At 58.7% G+C, this 24,010-nt stretch carries 21 protein-coding genes, 1 tRNA gene and 1 pseudogene; 13 read left to right on the top strand and 10 right to left on the bottom strand.

Annotated elements, in window-relative coordinates:
• The first annotated feature begins 80 nt into the window (after positions 1 to 80).
• Positions 81 to 311, top strand: a complete 231-nt coding sequence (locus tag AC0L7I_RS13160) for a hypothetical protein (RefSeq protein ID WP_473396876.1) — start codon at positions 81 to 83, stop codon at positions 309 to 311.
• A gap of 17 nt (positions 312 to 328) precedes the next feature.
• Here AC0L7I_RS13160 and obgE read toward each other — a convergent pair whose 3' ends face one another.
• The 4 genes from obgE to AC0L7I_RS13140 form a co-directional block, all read right to left on the bottom strand.
• Positions 329 to 1,369 carry a GTPase ObgE gene (gene obgE / locus AC0L7I_RS13155; protein WP_473396875.1) on the bottom strand — a complete coding sequence of 347 codons (1,041 nt, stop codon included), beginning with the start codon at positions 1,367 to 1,369 and terminating at the stop codon, positions 329 to 331.
• 9 nt (positions 1,370 to 1,378) lie between these two features.
• On the bottom strand, positions 1,379 to 1,906 hold the full coding sequence (locus AC0L7I_RS13150; protein WP_473396874.1) for a GNAT family N-acetyltransferase: 528 nt from the start codon (positions 1,904 to 1,906) through the stop codon (positions 1,379 to 1,381).
• Between the two features lie 121 nt (positions 1,907 to 2,027).
• The gene (gene rpmA / locus AC0L7I_RS13145) at positions 2,028 to 2,297 is read right to left on the bottom strand and encodes a 50S ribosomal protein L27 (RefSeq protein ID WP_045693686.1); all 270 of its coding nucleotides are present in this window, start codon (positions 2,295 to 2,297) and stop codon (positions 2,028 to 2,030) included.
• Positions 2,298 to 2,336: 39 nt separating this feature from the next.
• Positions 2,337 to 2,957, bottom strand: coding sequence for a 50S ribosomal protein L21 (locus tag AC0L7I_RS13140; protein WP_473396873.1), 621 nt, complete (start codon positions 2,955 to 2,957; stop codon positions 2,337 to 2,339).
• A 181-nt stretch (positions 2,958 to 3,138) separates the two neighbouring features.
• Here AC0L7I_RS13140 and AC0L7I_RS13135 point away from each other — a divergent pair.
• A tRNA-Ser gene (locus AC0L7I_RS13135) sits at positions 3,139 to 3,228 on the top strand.
• 339 nt (positions 3,229 to 3,567) lie between these two features.
• Here the strand turns inward: AC0L7I_RS13135 and AC0L7I_RS13130 are convergent.
• On the bottom strand, positions 3,568 to 4,296 hold the full coding sequence (locus AC0L7I_RS13130; RefSeq protein ID WP_473396872.1) for a hypothetical protein: 729 nt from the start codon (positions 4,294 to 4,296) through the stop codon (positions 3,568 to 3,570).
• 227 nt (positions 4,297 to 4,523) lie between these two features.
• Here AC0L7I_RS13130 and AC0L7I_RS13125 point away from each other — a divergent pair, with 227 nt between their 5' ends.
• From AC0L7I_RS13125 to AC0L7I_RS13110, 4 genes and pseudogenes are all read left to right on the top strand, one after another.
• Positions 4,524 to 5,276 carry a DUF4386 domain-containing protein gene (locus AC0L7I_RS13125; RefSeq protein WP_473396871.1) on the top strand — a complete coding sequence of 251 codons (753 nt, stop codon included), beginning with the start codon at positions 4,524 to 4,526 and terminating at the stop codon, positions 5,274 to 5,276.
• 9 nt (positions 5,277 to 5,285) lie between these two features.
• Positions 5,286 to 5,990 (top strand): annotated as a pseudogene (locus AC0L7I_RS13120) (IS6 family transposase).
• A gap of 70 nt (positions 5,991 to 6,060) precedes the next feature.
• Positions 6,061 to 6,321 (top strand): hypothetical protein, encoded by a 261-nt coding sequence (locus tag AC0L7I_RS13115; RefSeq protein WP_473396870.1) that lies wholly within the window; start codon positions 6,061 to 6,063, stop codon positions 6,319 to 6,321.
• Positions 6,318 to 6,992: a hypothetical protein gene (locus AC0L7I_RS13110; RefSeq protein WP_473396869.1), complete on the top strand. Its 675-nt coding sequence runs from the start codon at positions 6,318 to 6,320 to the stop codon at positions 6,990 to 6,992. Before AC0L7I_RS13115 ends, AC0L7I_RS13110 begins: the two co-directional genes overlap by 4 nt.
• A 116-nt stretch (positions 6,993 to 7,108) precedes the next feature.
• On the opposite strand, the gene AC0L7I_RS13105 is transcribed toward AC0L7I_RS13110, so the two are convergent.
• On the bottom strand, positions 7,109 to 9,148 hold the full coding sequence (locus AC0L7I_RS13105; RefSeq protein ID WP_473399157.1) for an oxidoreductase: 2,040 nt from the start codon (positions 9,146 to 9,148) through the stop codon (positions 7,109 to 7,111).
• A 285-nt stretch (positions 9,149 to 9,433) separates the two neighbouring features.
• On the opposite strand from AC0L7I_RS13105, the gene AC0L7I_RS13100 reads away from it, so the two are divergent.
• From AC0L7I_RS13100 to AC0L7I_RS13085, 4 genes are all read left to right on the top strand, one after another.
• Positions 9,434 to 10,231 (top strand): enoyl-CoA hydratase/isomerase family protein, encoded by a 798-nt coding sequence (locus AC0L7I_RS13100; protein ID WP_473396868.1) that lies wholly within the window; start codon positions 9,434 to 9,436, stop codon positions 10,229 to 10,231.
• A gap of 107 nt (positions 10,232 to 10,338) precedes the next feature.
• On the top strand, positions 10,339 to 11,463 hold the full coding sequence (locus AC0L7I_RS13095; RefSeq protein WP_473396867.1) for an acyl-CoA dehydrogenase family protein: 1,125 nt from the start codon (positions 10,339 to 10,341) through the stop codon (positions 11,461 to 11,463).
• Between the two features lie 15 nt (positions 11,464 to 11,478).
• Positions 11,479 to 12,738, top strand: a complete 1,260-nt coding sequence (locus tag AC0L7I_RS13090) for an acyl-CoA dehydrogenase (protein WP_473396866.1) — start codon at positions 11,479 to 11,481, stop codon at positions 12,736 to 12,738.
• On the top strand, positions 12,735 to 13,508 hold the full coding sequence (locus AC0L7I_RS13085) for an SDR family NAD(P)-dependent oxidoreductase (protein WP_473396865.1): 774 nt from the start codon (positions 12,735 to 12,737) through the stop codon (positions 13,506 to 13,508). The genes AC0L7I_RS13090 and AC0L7I_RS13085 overlap by 4 nt, the downstream gene beginning before the upstream one ends.
• A gap of 190 nt (positions 13,509 to 13,698) precedes the next feature.
• Here the strand turns inward: AC0L7I_RS13085 and AC0L7I_RS13080 are convergent, their stop codons facing one another.
• Entirely contained in the window at positions 13,699 to 15,105 is a 1,407-nt protein-coding gene (locus AC0L7I_RS13080; protein WP_473396864.1) for a UDP-N-acetylmuramate--L-alanine ligase, read from the bottom strand.
• A gap of 58 nt (positions 15,106 to 15,163) precedes the next feature.
• Between AC0L7I_RS13080 and AC0L7I_RS13075 the strand changes: the two genes are divergently transcribed.
• Positions 15,164 to 16,009 (top strand): LD-carboxypeptidase, encoded by an 846-nt coding sequence (locus tag AC0L7I_RS13075; protein ID WP_473396863.1) that lies wholly within the window; start codon positions 15,164 to 15,166, stop codon positions 16,007 to 16,009.
• Positions 16,010 to 16,341: 332 nt separating this feature from the next.
• Here AC0L7I_RS13075 and AC0L7I_RS13070 read toward each other — a convergent pair whose 3' ends face one another.
• Together AC0L7I_RS13070 and AC0L7I_RS13065 are read right to left on the bottom strand one after the other, a co-directional pair.
• A complete protein-coding gene (locus AC0L7I_RS13070) occupies positions 16,342 to 17,517 on the bottom strand; it encodes a Gfo/Idh/MocA family protein (protein WP_473399156.1) in 1,176 nt (391 codons plus the stop codon).
• Positions 17,518 to 18,252: 735 nt separating this feature from the next.
• Positions 18,253 to 19,020 (bottom strand): helix-turn-helix transcriptional regulator, encoded by a 768-nt coding sequence (locus AC0L7I_RS13065; RefSeq protein WP_473396862.1) that lies wholly within the window; start codon positions 19,018 to 19,020, stop codon positions 18,253 to 18,255.
• A gap of 109 nt (positions 19,021 to 19,129) precedes the next feature.
• On the opposite strand from AC0L7I_RS13065, the gene AC0L7I_RS13060 reads away from it, so the two are divergent.
• Both AC0L7I_RS13060 and AC0L7I_RS13055 read left to right on the top strand, forming a co-directional pair.
• A complete protein-coding gene (locus AC0L7I_RS13060) occupies positions 19,130 to 20,317 on the top strand; it encodes an acyl-CoA dehydrogenase family protein (protein ID WP_473396861.1) in 1,188 nt (395 codons plus the stop codon).
• Positions 20,318 to 20,424: 107 nt separating this feature from the next.
• Positions 20,425 to 22,950 carry a TonB-dependent receptor gene (locus AC0L7I_RS13055; protein ID WP_473396860.1) on the top strand — a complete coding sequence of 842 codons (2,526 nt, stop codon included), beginning with the start codon at positions 20,425 to 20,427 and terminating at the stop codon, positions 22,948 to 22,950.
• A gap of 229 nt (positions 22,951 to 23,179) precedes the next feature.
• Here the strand turns inward: AC0L7I_RS13055 and AC0L7I_RS13050 are convergent, their stop codons facing one another.
• Positions 23,180 to 23,866, bottom strand: coding sequence for a TetR/AcrR family transcriptional regulator (locus tag AC0L7I_RS13050; protein ID WP_473396859.1), 687 nt, complete (start codon positions 23,864 to 23,866; stop codon positions 23,180 to 23,182).
• Positions 23,867 to 24,010 lie beyond the last annotated feature (144 nt).

Genomic DNA, 24,010 nt, shown 5'->3' with positions numbered 1-24,010 from the left:
CCGATCCTGCGCTGGCATTTTGCCTCGCCTTGTGCTGTGTGGGCCGTCAATTCAGCCCTCTTTCCGACAAGGCCCGTACCATGCCCCAATTCGACATGATCCAGATTTCGCCCGAAGCTGCAGCCCGCACGGAGATTCTCGAACACACGCCGGGCAAGCCCGTGCGCGAAGGCGGCGGCGACGAAACCTACCGGTGCGGCGGCTGCAAGACCAAGCTTCTTGTCAATGTCGGGCACCATGACGCGCACGGTGTTGTCGTGAAATGCGGCAAGTGCGGGCGGCTGAATACAGAACCGCACCATCATCACTAGCTGGCCGGTTTTTCCGGTCAGGGCGCCCATGACCCGTCCTCATCGACACCATCGGCCTCTGCGTCTGCCTGCAGGCCGAGATGTTTCACGATCTCGTACAGGGCGTCGCGCACTCCGGTTCCGGTCACGCCGGAGATCAGGAGAGGCTTGCCCTTGTAGGCCTTTTTCAACTGCTTGGCCTGTTCGGCCACGAGTTCGGGGCCAAGTGCGTCGATCTTGTTGAGGGCAACGATCTCCGGCCGTTCGGCCAGTTCCGGGCTGTAATCCTCAAGCTCCTTGCGGATGGTGCGATAGGCGTCTGCCGGGTCGTCCTGGGTACAGTCGATCAGGTGAAGCAGCACCTTGCAGCGTTCGACATGGCCCAGGAACCGGTGTCCCAGTCCTGCGCCCTCTGCTGCGCCTTCGATCAGGCCAGGAATGTCAGCCAGCACGAACCGTGTATTCGGGCCGAGGTCGACCACGCCGAGACCGGGGTCGAGCGTCGTGAACGGGTAGTCCGCAATTTTCGGGTTCGCTGCCGTCACGGCGCTAAGGAAGGTCGACTTGCCGGCATTCGGCAGGCCGACAAGGCCCGCATCCGCAATCAGTTTCAGGCGCAGCCAGAGCCAGCGTTCCTCGCCTTCCTCGCCGGCATTCGCCCGGCGCGGCGCCTGGTTGGTCGATGACTTGAACCGCAGGTTGCCCCACCCGCCATTGCCGCCAGTGGCCAGCAGCACACGCTGGCCGACTTCCGTCAGGTCGGCGATCATGGTTTCCTGGTCATCCTCGAATATTTGCGTGCCGACGGGCAATTTGAGCGTGACATCGTCGCCCTTGGCGCCCGTGCGCTGCTTGCCCATGCCATGGCCGCCGCGCTTGGCCTTGTGGTGCTGCTGGTAGCGATAGTCGATCAGCGTGTTGAGGCCGTCCACGGCCTCGGCCCACACATCGCCCCCACGGCCCCCGTCACCCCCGTCAGGGCCGCCATATTCGACATACTTTTCGCGCCGGAACGAGACACAGCCCGCGCCGCCGCCACCGGATTTGATATAGACTTTGGCCTGGTCAAGAAATTTCATCGGGTTCTCTTACGCGTTTCGCGCGATCCGCGCCATGTACAAGTGATCTACCATTTCGCCCCGGCCAAGGCAGAAAACCGGGTTTCGCCCGGCCTTCATGAAGCCCAGTTTCTGCAGCACGCGCCCGGAAGCCGGGTTATCGGCGAAATGCCCGGACACGAAGGCCCTTTCGCCGCGCCGCTCCAGCCATTCCAGAAGGGCGCCGACCGCCTCTGTCATCAGGCCCTTGCCCCAGGCTTCAGGCGCCAGCCAGTACCCGATTTCGAATGGGGACCGGATATTGCCGCGATTGGCGCCTGTCATGCCGACCAGGCGGCCGCCCAGCTCCACCGCCCGGACATGATCGGTATCCCGGGCGGCGCCTGCATCATGCCGGGCCATCCATGCGAGGGTCTGCGCCTTGGTCTGGTCGGGTGCCACGCGCGCCAGCATACGGTGCACGCGAGGATCCTGGATGATTGCAGTAATCTGGCCCGCATCGGTCGGTCTCACCGGGCGCAATACCAGTCTCTCGGTCCTGATCTCTTCATTCATCATCGCCTCCTCGGGCAGACGAATTCCGGGGAGGGCAAAGAAAAAGGGGAAGCAGTGGCCTGCCTCCCCTTCGGAATGATCGACATACGATCCGGCCACGTTCCCGCGGCCGCGCTGTCAGCCGCTATTCTGCTGCGTTGGCGAGCGGTACAATATTTACATACATGCGGCCGCCGGTCTTCTTGGCAAACTCGATCTTGCCTTCCGTCAGCGCGAAAAGCGTGTGATCGCGGCCCATGCCGACGCCTTTGCCCGGATATTTCTGGGTGCCGCGCTGGCGCACGATGATATTGCCCGGAACGACATGCTCGCCGCCGTATTTCTTGACGCCTAGGTATTTCGGGTTCGAATCGCGACCGTTACGTGACGAGCCGCCTGATTTTTTATGAGCCATGGTCTGCTCCTTATCCTGTCTGAAGGGCTTATAGCGCCCTTATGCGTCCTTGGCGAATTCTGCGGCCTGCGCGACCCAGCCGTCTTTTGCAAAACGACCTGCCAGGCTCAGCTGTTCTTCGAGTTCGGCAATCTGCGGCTCTGTCAGGGCAGCGATTTGCGCGAATGTCGTGATACCGGCACCGTTCAGCTTTTTCTCGAGCGCTGGTCCAACACCGGTCATCTTCTTCAGATTGTCGGCGGCAGATGCAGCGGCAGGCGCGGCCGCTTTTGGAGCCTCAGGTGCAGCGGCTTCGGCTTTCGGAGCAGCAGCTTTCTTTGGGGCCGCCTTTTTCGCAGGCTTGGCGCCGTCAGCATTGATCGACGTGATCGTCACGGTCGTCAGGTGCTGCTTGTGGCCGATTGTGCGGCGGTAGGTCTGGCGCTGGCGCTTCTTGCGCGTGATCAGCTTGGGACCGCGCATATGCTCGGAAATTTCGGCGGAAACGGTCGCACCGGCCACGAGGGGCGCGCCAACCGTAACGGACTTACCGCTTCCCAGCATCAGGACGTTGTCAAACGTCACGTCTTTACCGGCTTCAGCATCCAGTTTCTCGATGACGATCGTATCGCCTTCGGCAACTTTGTACTGCTTACCACCTGTCTTGATGACCGCGAACATGGGTCTCATCCTTCCGGCATGAAATCAAAATGGAATACGCGCGAAACCGTCGCCGGTCCGCGCCTGAAGCGGGGGGTAAACACCAAAGCGGTCCGGCTGTCAAATGTCATCTTCAGACGATTTCAGGTGGTTGAATTCCTCGTTCAGCCAGTATAGGTGACCACGCTTCCCACCAAGGCGCGGAGAGGTGCTAGAGTGGTTGAATAGGCTAGTCTCGAAAACTAGTGAGCTCGCAAGGGTTCCGAGGGTTCGAATCCCTCTCTCTCCGCCAGCCTGAGCCGTCTCAGCTCTTCGCGCTCCGCGCTGGTGATACCATCATCGCGCTCGCCGCTGTCCTGCTTCGCTTCCTTGAGCCAGAGGTGAATGGTGCGCTGCGCACGGCTCAAACTCCCGAGCGAGGCTCTCGACACTGCGCCCAGACCGGGCCAGTTCAATGATGTGCTCCCGAAATTCCGTCGGGTACGGGTTCCTTGTTCTCGGCATGAGAAATATCCTGTTCGATAGATCAAAAATTGTCCATCAAACCGGGGGAAGTCCAAGTCCAAGTCCAGTTGTGGATGTCGATTGGGGAAGGTTCGCTTCGCTGCAAGGTTGGTGGCGCCGCACAAATTTAGTTCAATCTTTCCAATTCAGCATCAATATCGAGGAGAAATGCCTCACTCTGTCTCTTGAATCTCGTCATTCGAGTTGTTGCAACTTGGTGCCAGCCTTCAGTCATGATCAACTGCCGGCTAAAAATCGGGTCGTCGCAGAGCTCGGCCATTGGATGAACGAAGGCGACTGAAGCGCCGCTTAAGTCGCCTTCCGGCGCAACCAAGTAGACAGCGGGATTTCGCAGGATGTGGTCATCCCACATGAGTTCAAAATTGATCTTGAGCTGCGATCGCTCGTCAGCGAGACGGGCGTCGTATATGTTAAACGCTGCACGGAAGTCGTCCGTTAATAGATCAAGATAACGATCGCTTCTACCAAGTTCGCGCAATGAACTATCCACAAAAGAAGGGAGCGTATCGCCACTCATCCCCGAGATGGTTTCGCTAACCGCGTTCATCGCGTCATCTTCACCATCACATTGTGCAAGCGCAAGCAACGCTCTATCCCGCACCGACCGCGAGGTCTCGATGGAATTTATCCGGTCTTCTAAGGCGGTGATATTAATCGCGACCTCACTTTTCAATCGAAGCAAAGTGTTGGTCGCGCCTTCTTTCCTTGATTGCGCCTCGCTCCAATTCGCAAGTTGCAGAGCAATCAATACGCCTGCCACAACAATAGCGAAGTCCAACACGACTGCGAACCAGTTTTGATCCTTGACGTGCTTTGTGATGCGTCTCAGCAGCATGCTACCTCCACATGATCTGTTTCCTGCCCGTGATGACGCAAACTCAGAGTATTGCAAGGTCCTGCACCTTCCCTCCTTCGCCGAAGGAGCCTTCGATACAAATAGAATTTGGTTCACGATGGAAATCCAATGCTGGAGAAATTGGAGCCGCTGAGTAGTGCGAGTTTTTTTGGTTGCAATATTCGTCCTTCGCGCCCATCATTTATCGATAAACGGAAAGATTAAACATGGAAACTCATTCAGATGCGCCTACGAACGGAGCATTGTCACTCCCAAGCGCCGCCTTGATTGCGGGTCTCGGCTTGCTGGTGATGACGCTTACAGCGCCGTTCGCCAACTTTTATTTTATGGGCCAAAGCGTGGTACCAGAAAACGCTGCGGCGACGGTCGAAAATCTACAGACCAATGGCACGTCATATCTGATCGGCACTTCTCTTCTTTTTACCACCTACGTTATGGACGTCATTGTCGCCTGGGCCTTGTACTGGTACCTGCGTCCCGGTCAAACATCGCTGGCTCTGTTGGTCGCGTGGGCTCGACTTGTCTATACAGCACTCGCATTTGTTGGCCTCTGGGCAAGTTTCAGCGCCTACGATCTTGCAATCTCTGGGCTCACCTCGGACGTTCTTAGCGGTACCGTTTTACACACAGAAGTGATGGTTCAACTCTCTTCGGCGAAAACGATGGAGTCGATCGCGCTGTGCTTCTTCGGCGTTCATTTGTGGCTGTTGAGTGTCTTGATCTGGCGGTCAACGCATGTTCCCCGATGGCTTTCTATCGTCGTTGCATTAGCGGGGGCGTCATACGTGATCTTGTTTCTTGCGAAATACTTCATGTCCAACCTCGATCTCGGTTGGGTGTTATTATTGGCTCTGGGAGAGTTGGTCTTTATGATTTGGTTGCTCGCGCTTGGTTGGCGAAAAAGCCAATCGGGCATTGTCAGATTAACTGGGCTTGAGGCAGCCAATCCTGGGGGTTAGCCTCAGGAAATGACAAAATCACCGTTCCGCTACTTCAAGACGTCGCCAGAGATTATCCAGCTCGCGGTGACGATGTATGTCCGCTTCCCGCTGTCTTTGCGGAACGTCGAGGACCTGCTTCATGAGCGCGGGATCGATATCTGCCACGAAACGGTCCGGCATTGGGTAGACCGCTTCGGTGCTCACTTCGCGCACAAGATCCGCACACGCCGATCCGAAAGAATGAGACAATCGCCTCAGTGGCAGTGGCATCTGGACGAAATCTTCGTGAAGATCCGCGGGAAGACTTATTACCTCTGGCGTGCCGTCGACCATGAAGGTGAAGTTCTGGAGTCCTTTGTAACGAAGACGCGCGATAAAGTTTCAGCATTGAAATTCATTAGAAAAGCCATGAAGAGGTATGGCAACCCACAAGTCGTGGTCACGGACAAGCTTCGCTCATAAGGGGCCGCCATGAGTGAGATCGGCAATGCGCATCGGCGACAAATCGGCCGACACCTCAATAATCGTGCCGAGAATTCACATTTACCATTTCGCCGACGAGAGCGGGCAATGTTTCGCTTCCGGCGAATGCGAAGTCTTCAGAAATTCGCATCAATCCATTCGTCTGTGTACAACCACTTCAATCATCAAAGGAATATCGAGAGCAGGGCCAGGTTCAAATCGCTTCGCGACGCCGCTCTTCTCGAGTGGCGCGAATTGGTCGCTGCCTGAGACCTGCTCGTCCGCGAAAATCGTAGACTGGTTCGAGTTTGTCTGACACCACCTCCTGCCGAGGGAAATCATGGGGCTCGTCGAGAAGCACGACGAGACACGCGCGAACCTGTTCCAGATCATCCGGGCAGACCGGGAGATGGACGAGCTCAAGCTGCGTATCGGATATGACGTCACGCGGCTCAAGGATTCCGAAGATGCCCTGAGAGGGCGCCTGTATGAGCGGATATCCGTCGCGATAGAGGTGCCGCTCGTGCTGGAGCTCGTTGACGAACAGGAACTCCTGAAGCTCGGCCCCCCCCACAAGATTCCAAGGGTGACAAAGAAATGACGACAACTCATCCAGACCAGGTTGGCTGTTACACGGCGCACGGAAAGACCCACTTCTATTGTGTCAAACGCACTGAACTCGATCGTGCCGGCGTACAGATGGCACGCACGATCCGTAGCTTTTCGTTCAAACCCGGATCCTATGTGCTGACCGTATCGGTCGTGCAGGAAGTCGTTCAGTTCGCGCCGTTCGAGTTTGCGCTCCAGCTGCTTGGCCTCTACGGCACGAACGCCGATCTCAGCCCGTTTGATGCCGGGCGCGTGGAATCGCTCGCGCGGCAGTTCGACCCTGTGGCGATCTGCGGTGTCGGGAGCGAAGTGCTTGAGGGACTCAAGATGATGGGTCACGACGCTGCAGCTGTGTTCAAGGGCCGGACAGTTTGGACGCGTCCCGATGCCTATGATGCGGTCAACGCGATGCCGGGCGTGACGGCCCGCCGAGTGGTCTTGGTCGGTCCTGCGCTCGCGCTGGAATGCGCCAAGGGCAGTCTGCACATCGATGGCCGGGAATGGGAGGTCGTGGTGGAGAATGACGAGTTGGTTCTTTCGTCGCGCCAGTACCGGATCGATCCCGTCAGTGGATTGAAAACAGGATTCTCAGGTGCTCTGATCGATACGCCCTGCGCATGCGGAAGCCCGGATCCGCACGTCCGCCTTAATGGCGGAAATTGAAACCCAGGCAGGCCGTCCTTTGCGAATGGCGCGAGCTGCTCGCCGCCTAGGACCTGTTCGTCCACGAATATCGAAGGCGGGTCGGCATTGGATTGATGCCACCCGAAAAATCGGCGCTACACGTCGGCGGCGAGATAGGCTGCTTGGTTGATAGCTCGCTTGGCGTCGAGTTCGGAGGCCTCGAAAGCCCCGCCCACCAGTGAAACATGTGCTGAATCGTTCACCAGTTCATCGTGAAGGTCTCGCAGGGGGTCTTGGCCCGCGCACAGGATGATCGTGTCCACTTCCAGCGTCTTGGGTGCGCCATCGATCAGGCAGTGAAGGCCATCATCATCAATGCGCTGGTAGGACACGCTGGGTATCATGCGTACGCCTTTGCGATTGAGCGTCAGGCGGTGCGTCCATCCGGTTGTCTTCCCCAATCCCCGGCCGACCCCGCTTGATTTACGCTGCAGCAGCCAGACTTCGCGCGGCGATGCCTCGACCACCGGCTCTACGTCTGTCACACCCCCCCGGGGGTGATTAGCGAAATCGATGCCCCATTCCTTCGCAAACGTGTCGATGTCGAGCGCCGACGACTTGCCCGCATGCGTGATCAGTTCTGCAACGTCAAAGCCGATGCCGCCCGCGCCAATGATGGCGACGCGGTCGCCAACAGGCTTGGTGCCCTTGATGGCGTCGATGTATCCGATCACGCTCGGATGATCGACGCCTTCAATACTCGGAGTCCTGGGGCGGATACCGGTAGCAATGACGATTTCATCATAGCCGCCGGACTTGAGGAACTCCGCATCGACGGACTTGCCGAGCGAGACATTCACGCCGGTGACTTCAAGCTGTCGTTTGAAGTAGCGAAGCGTCTCGTGGAACTCCTCCTTGCCCGGAATTCGTTTGGCCAGGTTGAATTGGCCACCGATTTCATCGGACTGGTCGAACAGGTCGACTTTATGTCCGCGCTCTGCCGCGATGGTAGAATAGGCAAGACCCGCCGGTCCGGCGCCGACGACGGCGATGCGCTTTGGTGTTGTTGTCGGTTTATAGATCAGCTGGGTTTCATGGCATGCGCGCGGATTGACCAGGCAGCTGACCTCCTGGTTGCCGCCAAAAGTGTGGTCCAGGCAGGCCTGGTTGCAGGCGATGCACGTGTTGATCTCGTCTTCGCGCCCTTCGGCGGCCTTCTTCATCAGTTGTGAGTCTGCGAGCATGGGCCGAGCCATGGAAACGAGGTCGGCATCGCCGCGGGCAAGCACCGCTTCGGCGACATCAGGCATATTGATGCGGTTACTTGTGATCACAGGAACGCTGACCAGTTTTTTCAGGCGCCCAGTAACGCTGGTAAACGCCGCCCGCGGGACCATGGTCGCAATGGTCGGTACCGCAGACTCATGCCAGGTGAAGTGTGTCGAGATGATGGAGACGCCGGCCTTTTCCAGCTCTTGGGCGAGTTGCACGATTTCGTCCCATGACATGCCGCCCTGAAGCATGTCCATGGCTGCTATTCTGAAGATGACGATGAAATCGTCACCGACTGCTTCGCGCACCCTGCGCACCACTTCGAGCGGGAAGCGCATGCGGTTCTCGTATGAACCGCCCCATTTGTCCGTTCGGAGATTCGTTTTCTGTACAAGGAACGTGGACAGAAGGTAGCCAGCCGAGCCAATGATCTCGACGCCATCGTATCCGGCGTCTTTGGCGCATCGGGCACAATTGGCAAAATCCGAAAGTTGCTTTTCAATGCCGCTTTCATCGAGTTCGTTCGGAACATAGCGTGCGATCGGCGAACGCACGGGTGATGGCGCGACACATTTGTCATGCGGGGCAAGCGGGCCGGTATGAAGAACCTGCATGCAGATCCGAACGTCAGGATCGGCCGCATGCACCGCATCGGTGATGATCTTGTGGCGTGCCACTTCCGCCTTGTTGGACAGTTTGGCGCCGAGGCCGCCTTCCTCGTTCGGTGATATCCCACCAGTAATGATGAGTCCGATCCCGCCTCGCGCTCTTTCGGCGAAAAACTCCGCCATACGAACGTGGCCGTCGTCGAGCTCTTCAAGTCCAGTGTGCATGGACCCCATGATTGAGCGATTTTTTATCGTCACCTTTCCAACCTGAAGCGGAGAGAAGAGGCGGGGGTATTTCGTCTGCGTGGCGGTCATGGGGTTCGTCGTGTTCCGTTCTTTGTTGGTCGACATGCAAGCGCTGCGCGTAACGCGCGGAGTTTGAGAGGAGCTTAGGAGGGCTCCGTCCGGTTTCACAAGTCTTTTCCATCAGAGTTGTCGCAGAGGAAATAGAATAACGGATTGCCGTAGCGGCACCTAAGTTCGCGACGATCCGGCTTCGGATAAAGCGACCCTCCGGAGTGTCCTTCCGTTGGGAAAGGTCTTGCGCAATGGTGTGCGAACGCCCCAGAATTCCGCCACGCAACGCGGAGAAAAGACATCATGAAGCCCGACTTTAAGGCGCTCATCCTCGAGCAATCTGGCGAGGTTCTGAACATAAGAATGAACCGGCCGGAGCGCTTGAACGCACTCAATCCGCAGCTCGTTTCCGAATTGAGGGAGGTGTTCCAGGCGCTCTATTTCGACCGTACCGTGCGTGTTGTTTTGCTGGAGGGAGCTGGCCGGGCCTATTGCGCCGGACTGGACCTCAAGGAGACATCCGGCGGCCAGGGCAAGCGTTCGATCGAGCAGGGACTGGATAACCAGCGCTCGATCGCCGAGATTTATGTCGCAATGCGGCGATGCCCCCAGCCGATCATCAGCCTGGTACAGGGAGCGGCCAGCGGCGGGGGCTTCGCGCTTGCCTTGGCTTCTGACATTCGAATCCTGTCGGAAGAAGCCCGGATGAATGCCGCCTTCATTCGCATCGGCCTCTCGTCCTGCGATATGGGGGTTTCCTACTTCCTGCCACGCATGGTGGGCATGTCGCTGGCAAGTGAATACATGCTGACGGGCCGTTTCATCTCCGCCCAGCGTGCCATGGAGATAGGCCTAGCCAATCGGGTGGTCCCGGCTTCCGCAATGCGCAAGGAGGCCGACGGTTTCGTCGAAGATATGCTGAATGCGACACCGCTTGGCCTGCGCCTGACCAAGGATGGCTTGAACATTGCCGTCGATGTGAGCGGTCTTGAAGCAGCGATGGCGATTGAGGACCGTAATCAGATACTGACAGCGAATGACCCCAATTTCGCTGAAGGCGTTGCGGCCTTCTTCGAAAAGCGCAAGCCCAACTACGCCTGATTGGCAGGCCTCGAAAAATTCCTGCCGGGGTGTCTTGGCGGAATGGATTGACCCGCGGCGGCGGGGCTTTGACACTTGGGCCAAGACACACTCATGGGAGGTAAGGCGTGAACCTGGATTTTTCCGACGAACAGAAGCAGTTGCGCGAACAGGTGCGCCGCTTCTTGAGCGAGCAATGCCCGCCGACCGCTGTCCGTGCGATCCTCGAAGGCGGTGATCGATACGACAAGGGCCTCTATTCCGGGCTTGCCGAATTGGGCGTTCTGGGGGCCGCGATCCCGGAAGAGTATGGCGGGGTGGGACTCGGTCACCTCGAACTCTGCGTCGTCGCAGAAGAGCTGGGCCGCGTTTTGGCACCTGTTCCCATGGCATCTTCGATCTACCTGGCGGCCGAGTTTCTTTTGCTCGCCGGGACGGAAAGCCAGAAATCGAATTGGCTGCCGAAGCTGGCATCTGGCGAGGCGATCGGAACTTTCGCACTCGTCGAAGGACCGGGCCGGGCCAGGCCTGACAGTATTTCGGCGCGCGTGACGGGTGGTCGGCTTTCGGGCATGAAAATGCCGGTAGCCGATGGCTGCGATGCGGATTTCGCCATCGTGGCGGCACAGGACGAAAAAGAAGGTGTTTCCCTTTATATCGTTTCCCTCACAGGTGAAGGGGTGAGCCGCGAAGAACTCGAAACGATCGATCCCACTCGTGGGCAGGCGCGCATAACTTTCGACAAGGCGCCGGCCGAACTGCTGGGCAGTTCCGGTCAGGGTTGGCATGTGGCGACGCAGGTTTTGGACAGGGCGGCCGTCCTGATGGCTTTCGAGCAATTGGGTGGCGCCGACCGTGCGCTGGAAATGGCCAGGGACTATGCGCTTGATCGCATGGCGTTCGGGCGTCCCATCGGCTCGTTCCAGGCGATCAAGCACATGTTGGCCGACATGTATGTGTCCGCCACACTGGCGCGTTCGAACTGTTATTATGGCGCTTGGGCGCTCGGTTCGGGAGCCGCCGAGCTGCCCGTCGCTGCCGCCACCGCGCGGGTGTCGGCCACGACCGCCTTCCAGCAATGTTCGAAGAACAACATCCAGGTGCATGGCGGCATGGGGTTCACCTGGGCGTTCGACTGCCATCTGTATTACCGGCGGTCAAATGCACTCGCGCTGGCGCTCGGCTCGCTGTCGACGTGGGAAAGCCAGCTGATCGAGCGCATGAGCGCCGGCAACGTCGAAACGGCCGCCTAGGGAAAGGGCAGGGACATGGATTTCAAGGATACACCCGAAGAAGCAGCTTTCCGAAAGGAAGTACGCGAATGGATCGATGCCAACGCGCCGAAGCATCTCGAAGCTGAACTGCGCCGTGCGAATTTCGGCTCGAACGGCGTTGTGAGCGAGGATCCGATCACAGCTGGAAAGGCGTGGCAGAGGAAAAAGGCCGACGCTGGCTGGGCCTGCCTTCACTGGCCGAAGGAATATGGAGGCGGCGCTCGGACCCCGATCGAACGCGTGATCTGGGGCCAGGAAGAGGGGCTTTATGGCGCCCTGTCCGGTCCGTTCGTCATCGGCCACGGCATGTGCGGTCCAACGGTGATGACTTGGGCCAAAGAGGAACAGAAGCGGGAATTGTTGCCGCCGCTTGCCAGCGGCGAGGATATCTGGTGCCAGCTCTTTTCCGAGCCCGCCGGGGGATCCGATCTCGCTGGCTTGCGCACCCGCGCCGTCAAGGCGGACGACGGATCAGGTGACTGGATCATCAATGGCCAGAAGATTTGGACCAGCGGTGCCCAGCATTCGGACTGGGGTTTGCTGATCACGCGGACAGACCCGGATGTGCCCAAGCACAAAGGGCTCACCATGTTCTTCCTCTCGATGAAAACGCCGGGCGTGGATGTCCGGCCGATCAAGCAAGCAAATGGCGCGTCGGGTTTCAACGAAGTATACTTCACGGATGTTCGTATTCCGGATGCCCAGCGTCTTGGCGCCGTGGGGCAGGGGTGGGAAGTGTCGCTGACCACGCTCATGAACGAGCGCCTCTCGATCGGATCGGGCATGTCCACCGGCTTTCCGGAACTGTTTCGTTTCTGCATGGAGGCGGAAGTTGAAGGGCGCCCGGCCATCGAAGACTCTGCTGTCCGTTCCAGGCTGGCCCAGTTTGCCGTCCGTCAAAGCGGTCTCAAATACACCGGCATGCGGGCCATCACCGCCCTGTCGAAAGGAGAGACACCCGGTCCGGAAAATTCGATCGGCAAACTGGTCGCAGGCGCGACCATGCAGGACCTTGCCATCTATGCGCTGGATCTTCAGGGACAGTCCGGTGCCCTGTGGGACGAGAACAGCCCCCAGAACGGCCGGTTTCAGGCGATGCTGATGCGCTCGCCCGCAACACGCATTGAGGGTGGCTCGGATGAAATCCTGCGCAACATCATCGGCGAACGGGTGCTCGGGCTTCCCGGTGACATCCGGGTGGACAAGGGTATTCCGTTCAAGGACATACCGACGAGCGGGCAACGCAAGTCATGACCTTTTCGCTTCCGAACATATCGACAGACCTTTCCGGGCAAACGGCGCTGGTTACCGGCGCGTCTTCGGGACTGGGGCTGCGCTTTGCGAAAGTGCTGGCAAGTCGCGGCGCGAAAGTGGCGCTGGCGGCTCGGCGCCTGGATCGTCTGGAAGCCTTGGCAGAGGAGATCCGGCAAGACGGTGGTGAGGCCATTGCGGTGGAAATGGACGTCACAGACGCCGATCAACTGATCTCCGGTGTTGCTCGGGCGGAGGCAGATCTCGGGCTCGTGACGATCCTTGTAAACAATGCCGGCATCCCGGATGCGCAACGCGCGCACAAGATGGATATCGGGCTCATCGACCGCGTGCTCGACATAAATGTGCGCGCACCATTCGTCCTGAGTTGCGAGGTAGCCCGGCGCTTGATTGCGGCGGAAAGGCCCGGCCGCATCGTCAACATCGCATCATCGGCTGCCTACAGTTACAATGGCTCGGGCGCTGCGCTCTATTCTGTGTCAAAATCGGCTGTGGTGCGCATCACGGAAACGCTCGCAGTCGAATGGGCGCGCTACAACATCAATGTGAATGCGATTGCGCCGGGCGCATTTGAATCCGAGATGATGGATGGCATGCTTGGCCGAATGGGCGATATCGCACAGCACTTCCCGCGCAAACGCATCGGCAACCCGGCCCAGCTCGACTCGACCTTGCTCTATCTCGTGGGGCCGACATCCGACGCGGTTACAGGCACGAGTATCCGGGTCGATGACGGGCAGGGCGGCCGTTAGTCAAAACCAGCCGGCAACGGCTCTCGTTCTCAACAGGTCGCATTCGCGTGCGGGGCCCAGGACAACCGCCCGAAATCATAGAGCGTTACCTCGCGGAGCCCATTTTGCCTGTGTGCTCACACCCTGCGATGTTGACGGCGCTCCGATGGGTCTTTGCAGATATCGATACCCTGAAACGGGAAGCGCACCGCTACCGGCGCCGGCGCTTCAATTCCTCCAGAATGTTCCGGGCGAAAAGCGTGAGCGTATCGTCGCGCGCGCCCATCACCAGGATGCGGTCGCCGGGCCGGGCCAGTTCCAGCAGGCGGTCGCCGCATGCGGCACGGTCGCCGGGTGCTTCAGCGTGCCGGCCCAGCGCATCGATATCTCCGGCCACGTCCTTGCTGGAAACAGACCTGTCGACAGTGCCACCGAAATAGACCGGTTCGGGAATGAGCAAGATATCCTCGGCGCCCAGGTTTTCCGCAAAGCAGGATGCGAATTCTTTTCGCATCTTGTTGAGTGGGCCAAAGCCGTGCGGCTGGAACATGACGAGGACGCGTCCAGGGAAATGTTTCACCGTCCGCAGCGTCGCGGCGATCTTGTCGGGGTTGTGGCCAAAATCATCGATGACGGCAATGCCGTCCTGCGTACCGACAATGTCGAACCGGCGCAGGATGCCGGTGAAGGTATTCAATGCCCCGGCGGCGTCTTGCAGCGTCACTCCGCAGGCCATTCCCGCCGCGATGGCGGCAAGCGCATTTGACACATTGTGCCGTCCGGGCGTCGCCAGCTGGATTGCCGCCGTTTCGCCGGTCCTGCGATCGCAAACCGTGAAGGATATGCTGGTCGGGGCCGGTTCAATGTTGCGGGCAAGCAGGTCGGCCGTCTCGTGCTCCAGGCTATAGGTGATGGCGTGTGGACATTCGCGGGCTATCCGCGCTGTCTCGCCATTGTCGAGATTCAGGATCACGGTCCTCGCGCGGGCGACAAAATCGCCGAACAGGGCGCGGAGTTCGTCCATCGACTTGTGATCGAGCGAGATATTCGACACGACGGCGATCTGCGGATCATAGGCTGCGATCGACCCGTCGCTCTCGTCGACCTCGCTCACGAAAATATCGCTCGTTCCCACCAGCGAGCTGGCAAACAGCGCATCCGGGGTCTGGAAGTTCTTCATCACCGCGCCGTTCATCACTGTCGGGCTCTTGCCCGCCTGGTGCAGGATCCAGCTGATCATGCCGGTCGTCGTCGATTTCCCACTGGTTCCGGCCACGCCGATACTGCAGCCTGCCGCATTGAAGAGTTCCGAAAGGAGTTGAGCGCGGCTCCGGCGCGTCGCGCCAACATTGATCGCAGCCGCCATGTCGGGAACGGTGTCTTCAATCGCGGCAGACGCCACCACGATCTGGCCGCGGCTCACCAGCCCGCTGCCATCCTGGGGATGCAGCCTGATCCCGCGGCTTCGCAGGAATTCGAACTTTTCCGGCGTCCGTCCCTGGTCGAGCGACCGGTCTGATCCTTCGACAGTATTTCCCTGGTCCAGCAGGATCAGGGCCAGCGGCAGCATGCCGCTGCCGCCAATGCCGCAAAAGAAGTAGTGTTTGTGATTCTTCATGGACTTCATTCTAACTGCGATTGGCCGAAATGTGTAAGCATGTGTTCAGGAGGATGGAATGGCGCAAGGAAGGTTGAGAATTGGTGTTGTTGCGCCGGGCAGGGCGATCGATGCGCATATCCAGCACAAGGTAAGCGCCCTGGCCGCCGAAACCTATGGCGACGAGCGTGTTGAGCTGGTCTTTCATCCGCAATGCTTCCTCCGATCTGGTCATTTCGCCGGGCCGGACGCCGCGCGGGCCGCGGCCTTTGTCGAAATGGCGAATGATCCCGGTCTCGATGCCGTCTGGTTCGCGCGTGGTGGGTATGGATCCTGCCGGCTGCTGGAAGCCGCGTTCGAAGGCCTGGAAGACGTGGCCCGGCATAAGACCTTTCTAGGCTACAGCGACACGGGAAGCCTCCTGGCGCCCCTGTACAGGGATTCCATCGGCACGGTCGTGCACGGCCCGATGCCCGCAGACATCACCCGGCCCGGCGGCGAGGCGGCCATCCTGCGGTCGCTTGACTATTTGCTGGGCGCTGATGACCGGGACGGGCGTGAACCATCGACGCGCATGCCCGGGCAGTTCGCGGCCTTCAATATCACCGTGCTTGCGAATCTCGTCGGCACGCCCTGGGTCCCGGATCTGACCGGCCACGTGTTGATGCTCGAAGACGTCGGCGAGTATCACTACAGTCTCGACAGGATGCTGTTCAACATCACGTCAAATCCCGGCATGCGCACTGTCGCAGGCATTCAACTCGGGCGCTGCAGCGCCATCCCGGAAAACGACATCGACTTCGAAGCGACGGAAGAAGAGATCGCCGAGCACTGGTGCGCACGCAACGGCATTCCATATCTGGGCCGGGCAGATATCGGGCATGACGCGGACAACAAGATCGTTGTCTTCGGAAGGCATTGTTAGGAAATCAGGCTTGAGCTGACCGGTCCTGCCGTTTTGCCTCGGCAAACGAGAAAAAAGCCGTTTCGCTATTTCAGAACCTCACTGGAATTCAGCCAGCTCGCGGTGCATGCGAAGTGTCCAGAAATTTGTTCCGGTCCATTAGTCAGTGTTCAGTCACTTTGGTCACTTGAGATATATCAATGAGAGAGCCCGGTTTAATTCGCAGCGAGACTCCGCGCTTCACGAACAACGAGACCTTCTCGTTACCCAAGGCGTTCTGCCTCAACAACAATGAATGTGGGTGCGCAAGAGAGTGGCATCTCCGAACCGGTAAGTGATGCTCTTTTTGCCATTCAGGACTTCATCGTTCCGTCGGGGTTGAGGCGGACTAGGCTGTTGGTCAAGGCTGAGTGGTATATCGCTTCCATAAGCCGGACGTCGCGAAGGCCCATTTCTCCGGGGGTCCGGATTTCGACGCCGTCCCGGATGGCATCCGCGAAATGATCGAACTGGGCTGCAAATTGCACGGACGGGTCACCGGCATCGAGCGTTCGCTTGCCTGTCGTCCTGAGAATGTACTCATGGCCGCCATAGCCGGTCGCAGGGTCCATCTCTAACGTACCGGTGGTCCCGTGTACCACGCCGCGATTGGACGAACGCGCATCGTATGACGTGAAGAGTTCAGCCATGGCCCCGGACGGGAATTTCATGAGCGTTCCAACCGAGGATACGATCTCCGCAAAACGCGGATCGCCCGCTGGCTGCGTCATCTGCGCTGCGATGGCTGTCGGCATTTCTCCCGTCAGATAAAGGGCCGACTGCAATCCGTAGATGCCATAGTCTTCCAGCGGGCCGTAGCCCGCCAGGGAGCGGTTCGCCCGCCAGTTCTCATCGGGATTTGTCGGGCCCATGACATATTGCTCGTTCGCCCTCACCAGCCGGATATCGCCAACGGCCTTGTCGCGCATCAATTCCATGGCCAGCAGGTTGTGCGGCTCGAAATGACAGCGATAGGCGATCATCAATTTGCGGTTTGCCTTCCTCGAAGCGCTGATCATCCGCTCGCAATCGGCGCTCGTCAGGGCCATCGGCTTTTCGCACAAGACATGTTTGCCTGCCGCGAAGGCGCGTTCGACATAGTTTGCATGCAGACCGCTTGGGAGAACGATGTAAATAGCGTCGATACGGTTGTCCGACATCATTTCGTCGAAAGAATCATAATCGAAACAGGCATCATCGCTGACACCATAGGCGGCTGCGACCCGGGCGCGCTTTTCGGGGTTTCCAGAAACGAGTGCTGCGACATGAGAACGGCGCGCGCCATGGAATGACGGCATCATTTGATTCAGTGCATATCCTCCGAGTCCGACGATAGCGAAGCCGACCGAGTCATTGGCCGGTCTGGGCGGTGGCGAACTGGGGAGTATTACTCCGCCGGGCATCGGTTTCCCGACAGCGACAGGCGCGGTCCCCTCAGACAGTGATGCTGCGCCGGCCTGTGTTTGCGCATTCGCGCAAGCTCCGGCCAGAGGCAGCGCGCCTGCGCCAGCGAGTAGAGTTAGCGCGTCGCGACGGTTAGCGTAGCTGATGGACAATGTGATGGTCCTCCCAGGCTTTTCTTTCCGCATCGATCAGCTGTTCGAATCCCAGCTTTAAGAAAATTAAATCGAAAAGGCAGTTTGACAGCACAGGGGTATTATTAAAAGTGAGAACGCTAACAAAATTTCGGTAAGACAGCAGAAGGCGTGGTGTCAGGGCAAACTGCCTTGAGACGCAGGGCAGGGGTGTTCAACCTGACAATGCGAGCACGAACCTGTTTCGCTCTCTAAAGGCTTCGCCAGAGATCATCCGGTCGGTTGGCAGTGATGAAAGTGATCGAACCAAGAGACAGTGATCGAACCAAGAGACATTGTCCTTCGGGGCGGATGTTTGCATGGAGCCTCGGACCTCTTGATGTCATACCAAATGGGTCGTGAGAAGTTTGTCCAAATCAGGGGCTTCGAACCGAAGCTTTTCCTAGAAAATGTGCTGCTGCTGATCGTCCACGGTTTCCGCAAGCGCCATCGGCGAGGATACGTGCTGCCAGTCCATCGGCTATTTCACCTCGACTTCCATCACCAAAACGCGTCCCGGTATGGAAAACTGCGTCAACTATCTAGGTTGTTTGAGGGGTCCACGAGTGGTTCTAAGGGCGTGGATATTCTCAGGGGCGCTAGGCTGGAGGCAGTATACGCCAGCATTTTCTTTTTTAGGAAAAATGGCCCTCAGACCGAACTCCCGCCAATATAGCCGAGCGTAGTTGCGCGGTGCACGGACTGGGAGCGGCCCGAGACGCCGAGCTTACGGCTTGAATTGGTGAAGTGGAACCGCACCGTAGGTTGCGAAATACCGATAATGGTTGCGATCTCGTGATCGGTTTTGCCAGCCGCCGCCCATTTGAGGCACTGGATCTCGCGCCGCGTTAGCGCAACCGCCAGATCGGTGGGGCTCGCGCCCTTGAAGTCGTGATAGGTCGCCATGAGTTTCAGTGTCAGGATGTGCAGTTCGCCGGCCCGCGCGTGAAAAATGTCTGCCACGTTCAGGGTCCGGTCCGGGGTGGCCCAAACGATGGCACCGATGACTCCAGATGGCAGGTGGCAGGGCGATATGATTGCGCCCCCGATATCGAATGCATCGGTATTCATCGTCTCGGCCAGGCCTTCGAGAGCGGTGACATGCCGCCAGCTACCAATCTTGCCTTTCGAGAAATAGAACGGTTCGGCGCAGGTGCGGGCACCGCGAACGAATCCGGACCTCAGGGCGAAGGCGCGATCCTTCCAATAAGTTAAGCTCGGATCGATCCAGCGGAACAGCGTCTCGGCGAGCGGTTGGCCTGACACATCGCACATGGGTTCGGGGCTGCCTATATCGGCGCTGACGGCGATGTAAGGCAAGCCCATCGCTTCGCCGGCAGCCGCCACGTCGCGGGCGAGGTCCATGACCAACCGGCCCTCATGGTTCGAGCCTTCCTCCATGTTAGTTGAATCCGTCAATAATTTTGACCCTATCGAATTGAGCAGGTTGCCTGACCGCACTTTGACCTGCCAGTGTGCCCCGCTGGTGGTGCGTGACACCGGCGTCATGCAAGCTCGGAGGCAAAAAATGAATCTCGATCTCAGTCCAGAAGATAGTGCTTTTCGAGATGAGGTGCGAGCGTTCCTCAGCGACAACTTGAGCAAAGAATTGGCACATGCCGGAGGATTGACCACCAGCGTCTTTATCGAGCCGCAATTCAGCTTGCCTTGGCAGAAGATACTGCATGCGCGCGGATGGGTGGCGCCGGGCTGGCCGGTCGAATACGGCGGTACCGGATGGAGCGAGATGCAGCGTTACATTTTCGCCTCGGAATGCGCCCGCGCGGGCGCGCCGTCGCTTGCGCCGATGGGCCTCAACATGGTCGGGCCCTGCATAATCGGGCATGGAACACCCGAACAGAAAGCTCACTATCTTCCGCGCATCCTCTCGGGTGAGGATTATTGGTGCCAGGGCTATTCCGAACCAAACTCGGGTTCGGACCTCGCAAGCCTTGGCCTCAAGGCGGTGGCCGATGGAGAAGATTACGTCCTGAACGGAACCAAGATCTGGACCACGCATGCCCAATGGGCCAACCGCATGTTCTGCCTCGTGCGCACGCGCTTTGATGGCAAGCCGCAGGAGGGCATCACGTTTCTGCTGCTCGACATGAGCCTGCCGGGCATAAAGGTGGAGCCGATCATCACCCTCGCCGGAGAGCATGAGGTCAACCAGGTCTTCTTTGATGATGTACGGGTGCCGCAGGCGGGGCGCCTCGGTGCCGAAAACAATGGCTGGACCGTGGCGAAATACCTGCTCGAATTCGAAAGGGGAGGCGGCTCGTCGGCTGGCCTCGAAGCCAGCGTGGCGCGTATCCGGTCGATGGCGACGCGCGACGGCCTGCTGGAGGCCGACCCGGGATTTGCCAACCATCTTGCGACGGCGGAGATCGGACTCGAAGCGATCAAAATCACCGAGCAGAGAGTCTCATCCGCGCTGTCGAGCGGCTCCAACCCCGGACCGGCTGCATCCATGCTAAAAGTCCAGCGCACCGAGATGATGCAGCGGATCGATACGCTCGGAATCGAGCTCGGCGGGGCCTATGCCGGAGTGGAGCAGATCGAGGCGCGCCAACCGGACACCAATGCCGACCCAATCGGTCCGGCCAACCTGCTCACCCTGATGCCCCGCTATCTCAATAACCGGGCTGGTTCGATCTATGGCGGATCGAACGAGGTTCAGCGCAACATCATGGCAAAACTGGTGCTGGGTCTCTGACCCCACCCTGTCACTTCCGATAGCTTGTTTCTGCAGGGCTGATTTCTAAATGTCGCCTTCATTGGACAGGTCCCATCCAGAGGACGCTGCCGGGAGGAGATATTCTAATGAGACCCACGCCCCGAATCCGCCGTTTTGCCCTGTTGGGTGCTTCGCTTTTCGCGCTCGCATCCCAAATGCCGACTGTCGCGCAGGAGGCCGAAGAGGCAACTGCTGCCGACAGCTCGCTCAAGCTCGGCTCCATCGTCGTGACGGCCCAGCGCCGCGAAGAATCCATCAATGAAGTCCCGATGAGCATCCAGGCCTTTGGTGAAGATACGCTGGATGCCCTGCGCGTCGATAGCGTCGACGACCTGCAGTCCGTCGTGCCGAGCTTCTCCGTTTCGCAAAGCTACCAGGGTGTGCCGACCTACACGTTGCGCGGCATTGGCTTCAATACGATCAACCTGTCTGCAACATCGACCGTCGGCACCTATGTTGACGAAGTCGCCTATCCCTTTCCATTCATGAATTCCGGCCCAGTGTTCGACGTCTCGCGCATCGAGGTATTGAAAGGTCCGCAAGGTACCCTTTTTGGCCGCAACACGACGGCAGGCCTCATAAACATGGTCACCAACAAGCCGTCCGACGAATTTGAAGCGCAGGTGACAGCCGATGTCGGCAACTATGACACCTGGAATCTTGAAGGCATGATCAACCTGCCGCTGTCGGACAAGGCGCAGGCCCGCTTTGCGATCCGCAGCGAGAACACCGACGAGGGCTGGCAGGAATCAATTACACGCGGAGACGACCGCGGCACCAAGGACAAGCTTGGCTTTCGCGCTGCGCTCGCACTCCAGCCAGCTGAAAACCTCGACATCGACGTTTCCTACAATGGCTGGCGCAACAAGTCCGATACGATTGGCGGACAAGCGATCGGACTGACGCCAAACACTGACCCGACCTTCACCGTTCCGGGCACGACCGGTCCGTCCACTACATCTCTATTCAACGCTGTTGACCCGGTGACTGGTCTCAGCCTTGTATCTTTCATCAACAACAACTTTCCGACCAGCGCCGAGCAGACCGACTGGGCGCCGAACTATGCCCGGACGACTGACGGTATCGGGGTCAATGGTGTGAACGGACCGCTGGAAGAAGACTCGAAATTCGATGCCCTGAAACTGGGCGTTCGCTACGGCTTCAGCAATGGCATGAACCTTGTCTCGCTGACGGGTTACAACAAGCTCGAACGTGAAGCCCTGCTGGACTGGTCGGGGGCGCCATTTGCGATCCTGCTCCAGGACATCGACGGCGAGATCAAATCCTTCAGCCAGGAACTCCGCCTCGAAGGCGAGACAGGAAAGGCCAACTGGCTCGTTGGCGCCTATTACGGCAAGGATGAAGCAACCGACTCCAACCGCACGCTCCTGCCGGACAACGCCAACTCAAACTTCGTGAGCACGGTTGCGGCCTCTCTCGCTGGCTCGCCGCTCAATGTCGATCCAGAAACCGGTGTTCCCTACACCGTGCTGGAGTTGCTGAATTCGTTCCAGACCTATTACGATATTGGCGAATTCGAAACCACGACCTGGAGCGTGTTTGCCAATGCCGACTGGCAGCTGACGCCGGAATTCAGTCTGACGACCGGGATTCGCTACACTGACGACAGCCAGGATTATGTCGGCTGCTCGGGTGACGTGAATGGCTCGATGCAGCCGAACGTCAACGTGTTCAACCGCACCTATTTTTCGCTGATCTACGCGTCGCCACCTGCTGCGCCGCTGCTGGAGAATGCTTGTAACACCTATGACCTGGCCACAAATTCCTTCGGGCCTGTGACCTCGAAAACGGACGAGGACAATGTCTCCTGGCGCGTTGTGGGCAACTGGACGCCACAGGACAATCTCGTCCTCTTCGCATCGGTGACGCAAGGCTACAAATCCGCGTCGACTCCCGTCAACGCTGCCTCTAAGTCCGAGCAGAATGCACCCGCCACCCAGGAAAGCCTGCTCGCTTACGAGCTGGGCGTGAAAGCCAGCCTGTTCGACCAGCGGATGCAAGCCAACGCGGCGCTGTTCTACTATGACTATCAGGACAAGCAGATAGCGGCCTTCTTCCCTGACCCGATCTACAAAGCTCTTTCGCGCTTGCAGAACGTGCCAACAGCCGAAGCCTACGGTCTGGATGCTGAAGTCACCTACCTGCTGAGTGAGGAATTGACCGCAGTTGGCGGCCTCACTTTGCTGCACACGGAAATCGGCGACTTCGATACGGTTGACAGTTTCGGATTGCCGACCAACCGTCAGGGCGACCCATTCCTCTACAGCCCGGAAACAGCCATCAGCCTGTCACTCCTCTACGACCGCCCTGTCACGCCTGAACTTGGCCTGCGTGCAGCGCTCAGCGGCCGTTGGCAGAGCGATTCCACGGCCGGCCAGCCGGATGATCCGTTCTACGACATCGACTCCTATGGCCTGCTGAATGGTTCGATTGGCATCTACTCCCTCGATGACAACTGGGAGCTATCGGTCTGGGGCAAGAACCTGACCGACGAGTATTATTGGCAGCAGATTACCTCCAATGCCAACGTCGTGCTGCGCTTTGCCGGTATGCCGCGAACTTACGGTGCCTCACTGAGCTACCGGTTCTAGAACCGGCAAGCGTTTCCTCCCCTGGGCACCGGCGGCCGCGATCCATTTTGATCGCGGCCGTTTCTTTTTGGGATTCTCCATTCAATCCGTGGTGAATGAGGCCGTCCTTGGCGAATGGCGCGAGCTTCTCGTCGCTCAGGACCTGCTGTGCCGCGAACAGTGGAGTCTGGTTCGCTTTTGTCTGGCAGCAATAGTTGTGGCCTTCACTTTTACGAGGCGCACAGACTCATTAGTCGTCGTAAATGAATTCTGAAGCCAGAGCCCCTGGAGGCAGCGGGTTGAAGGGGCGCGTTTGGATCTCGTCCCCGCGATCGACCATGGCCCGGATACCTGCGGCCACTACAATAGGCAGGCGGCGTGCAAGAGCGTCGAAATCACTGGAAGAGACCCGGCCGCTTGACAGCACATCAATACGTTCTGTTCCACCGATCGAGAATGTGTAGGCCGCCGTCATGAAGTGATAGGCCCAATAGATATCGTCTTCCTGTGCATTCGGCATGATACGTTTCATGTCCGCGATCAGTTCGCGGGAAACATGGTCGAACATCTCGTTCATAAGATCGCGCATCCAACCGCGTGAGCCGGCAACAAACGTGATGATCGCAGCATAGCTGCGCCATCCCTCGTCGCTTGCGCCAAGTTCGAATGCCGGCCGGGTGAAGGCATCGATAATTCCTTCCAGCGTCATCGCGTCCCCGGCCTGTTCGCGATAGGCGGCCATGGCCTTCTGGCGATGCCGGTTCGATGGCTCCGATCTCCGTTTGACGACGGCTATGAACAGAGTCTGCTTGTTGTTGTAATAGTACCGCATCAATGCGCTATCGATGCCGGCGCTCTTGGCGACTGCCGCCAGCGTCGTTCCATCATAACCGCGCCGCGCGAACTCCGCTTCGGCACAGTCAAGGATCAGAACCATAGAATCCCGGCGCCTGTCTGCTTGCCTCCGTGGTCGCTTCATCAGACTGTCTCCATCCATGCCGTCTCGATCCCATTCTGCGGTCGCATCCACCCGGTCAGACTGACCGAAAGGATGCGAATTCGTTTGACTTAATTCACTCTC

The sequence above is a fragment of the Hyphomonas sp. J20-32 genome (assembly GCF_055808555.1).
This window is presented reverse-complemented; position numbering and strand designations above follow the sequence as displayed.

Bases quoted from the DNA above. Each gene is read 5' to 3' on its own strand.
- AC0L7I_RS13130 (WP_473396872.1), bottom strand. From the start codon at position 4,296: ATGCTGCTGAGACGCATCACAAAGCACGTCAAGGATCAAAACTGGTTC.
- AC0L7I_RS13105 (WP_473399157.1), bottom strand. From the start codon at position 9,148: ATGACCGCCACGCAGACGAAATACCCCCGCCTCTTCTCTCCGCTTCAG.
- rpmA (WP_045693686.1), bottom strand. From the start codon at position 2,297: ATGGCTCATAAAAAATCAGGCGGCTCGTCACGTAACGGTCGCGATTCG.
- obgE (WP_473396875.1), bottom strand. From the start codon at position 1,369: ATGAAATTTCTTGACCAGGCCAAAGTCTATATCAAATCCGGTGGCGGC.
- AC0L7I_RS13140 (WP_473396873.1), bottom strand. From the start codon at position 2,957: ATGTTCGCGGTCATCAAGACAGGTGGTAAGCAGTACAAAGTTGCCGAA.
- AC0L7I_RS13085 (WP_473396865.1), top strand. From the start codon at position 12,735: ATGACCTTTTCGCTTCCGAACATATCGACAGACCTTTCCGGGCAAACG.
- AC0L7I_RS13150 (WP_473396874.1), bottom strand. From the start codon at position 1,906: ATGATGAATGAAGAGATCAGGACCGAGAGACTGGTATTGCGCCCGGTG.
- AC0L7I_RS13100 (WP_473396868.1), top strand. From the start codon at position 9,434: ATGAAGCCCGACTTTAAGGCGCTCATCCTCGAGCAATCTGGCGAGGTT.
- AC0L7I_RS13060 (WP_473396861.1), top strand. From the start codon at position 19,130: ATGAATCTCGATCTCAGTCCAGAAGATAGTGCTTTTCGAGATGAGGTG.
- AC0L7I_RS13080 (WP_473396864.1), bottom strand. From the start codon at position 15,105: ATGAAGAATCACAAACACTACTTCTTTTGCGGCATTGGCGGCAGCGGC.
- AC0L7I_RS13110 (WP_473396869.1), top strand. From the start codon at position 6,318: ATGACGACAACTCATCCAGACCAGGTTGGCTGTTACACGGCGCACGGA.
- AC0L7I_RS13055 (WP_473396860.1), top strand. From the start codon at position 20,425: ATGAGACCCACGCCCCGAATCCGCCGTTTTGCCCTGTTGGGTGCTTCG.
- AC0L7I_RS13075 (WP_473396863.1), top strand. From the start codon at position 15,164: ATGGCGCAAGGAAGGTTGAGAATTGGTGTTGTTGCGCCGGGCAGGGCG.
- AC0L7I_RS13160 (WP_473396876.1), top strand. From the start codon at position 81: ATGCCCCAATTCGACATGATCCAGATTTCGCCCGAAGCTGCAGCCCGC.
- AC0L7I_RS13050 (WP_473396859.1), bottom strand. From the start codon at position 23,866: ATGGTTCTGATCCTTGACTGTGCCGAAGCGGAGTTCGCGCGGCGCGGT.
- AC0L7I_RS13125 (WP_473396871.1), top strand. From the start codon at position 4,524: ATGGAAACTCATTCAGATGCGCCTACGAACGGAGCATTGTCACTCCCA.
- AC0L7I_RS13090 (WP_473396866.1), top strand. From the start codon at position 11,479: ATGGATTTCAAGGATACACCCGAAGAAGCAGCTTTCCGAAAGGAAGTA.
- AC0L7I_RS13115 (WP_473396870.1), top strand. From the start codon at position 6,061: ATGGGGCTCGTCGAGAAGCACGACGAGACACGCGCGAACCTGTTCCAG.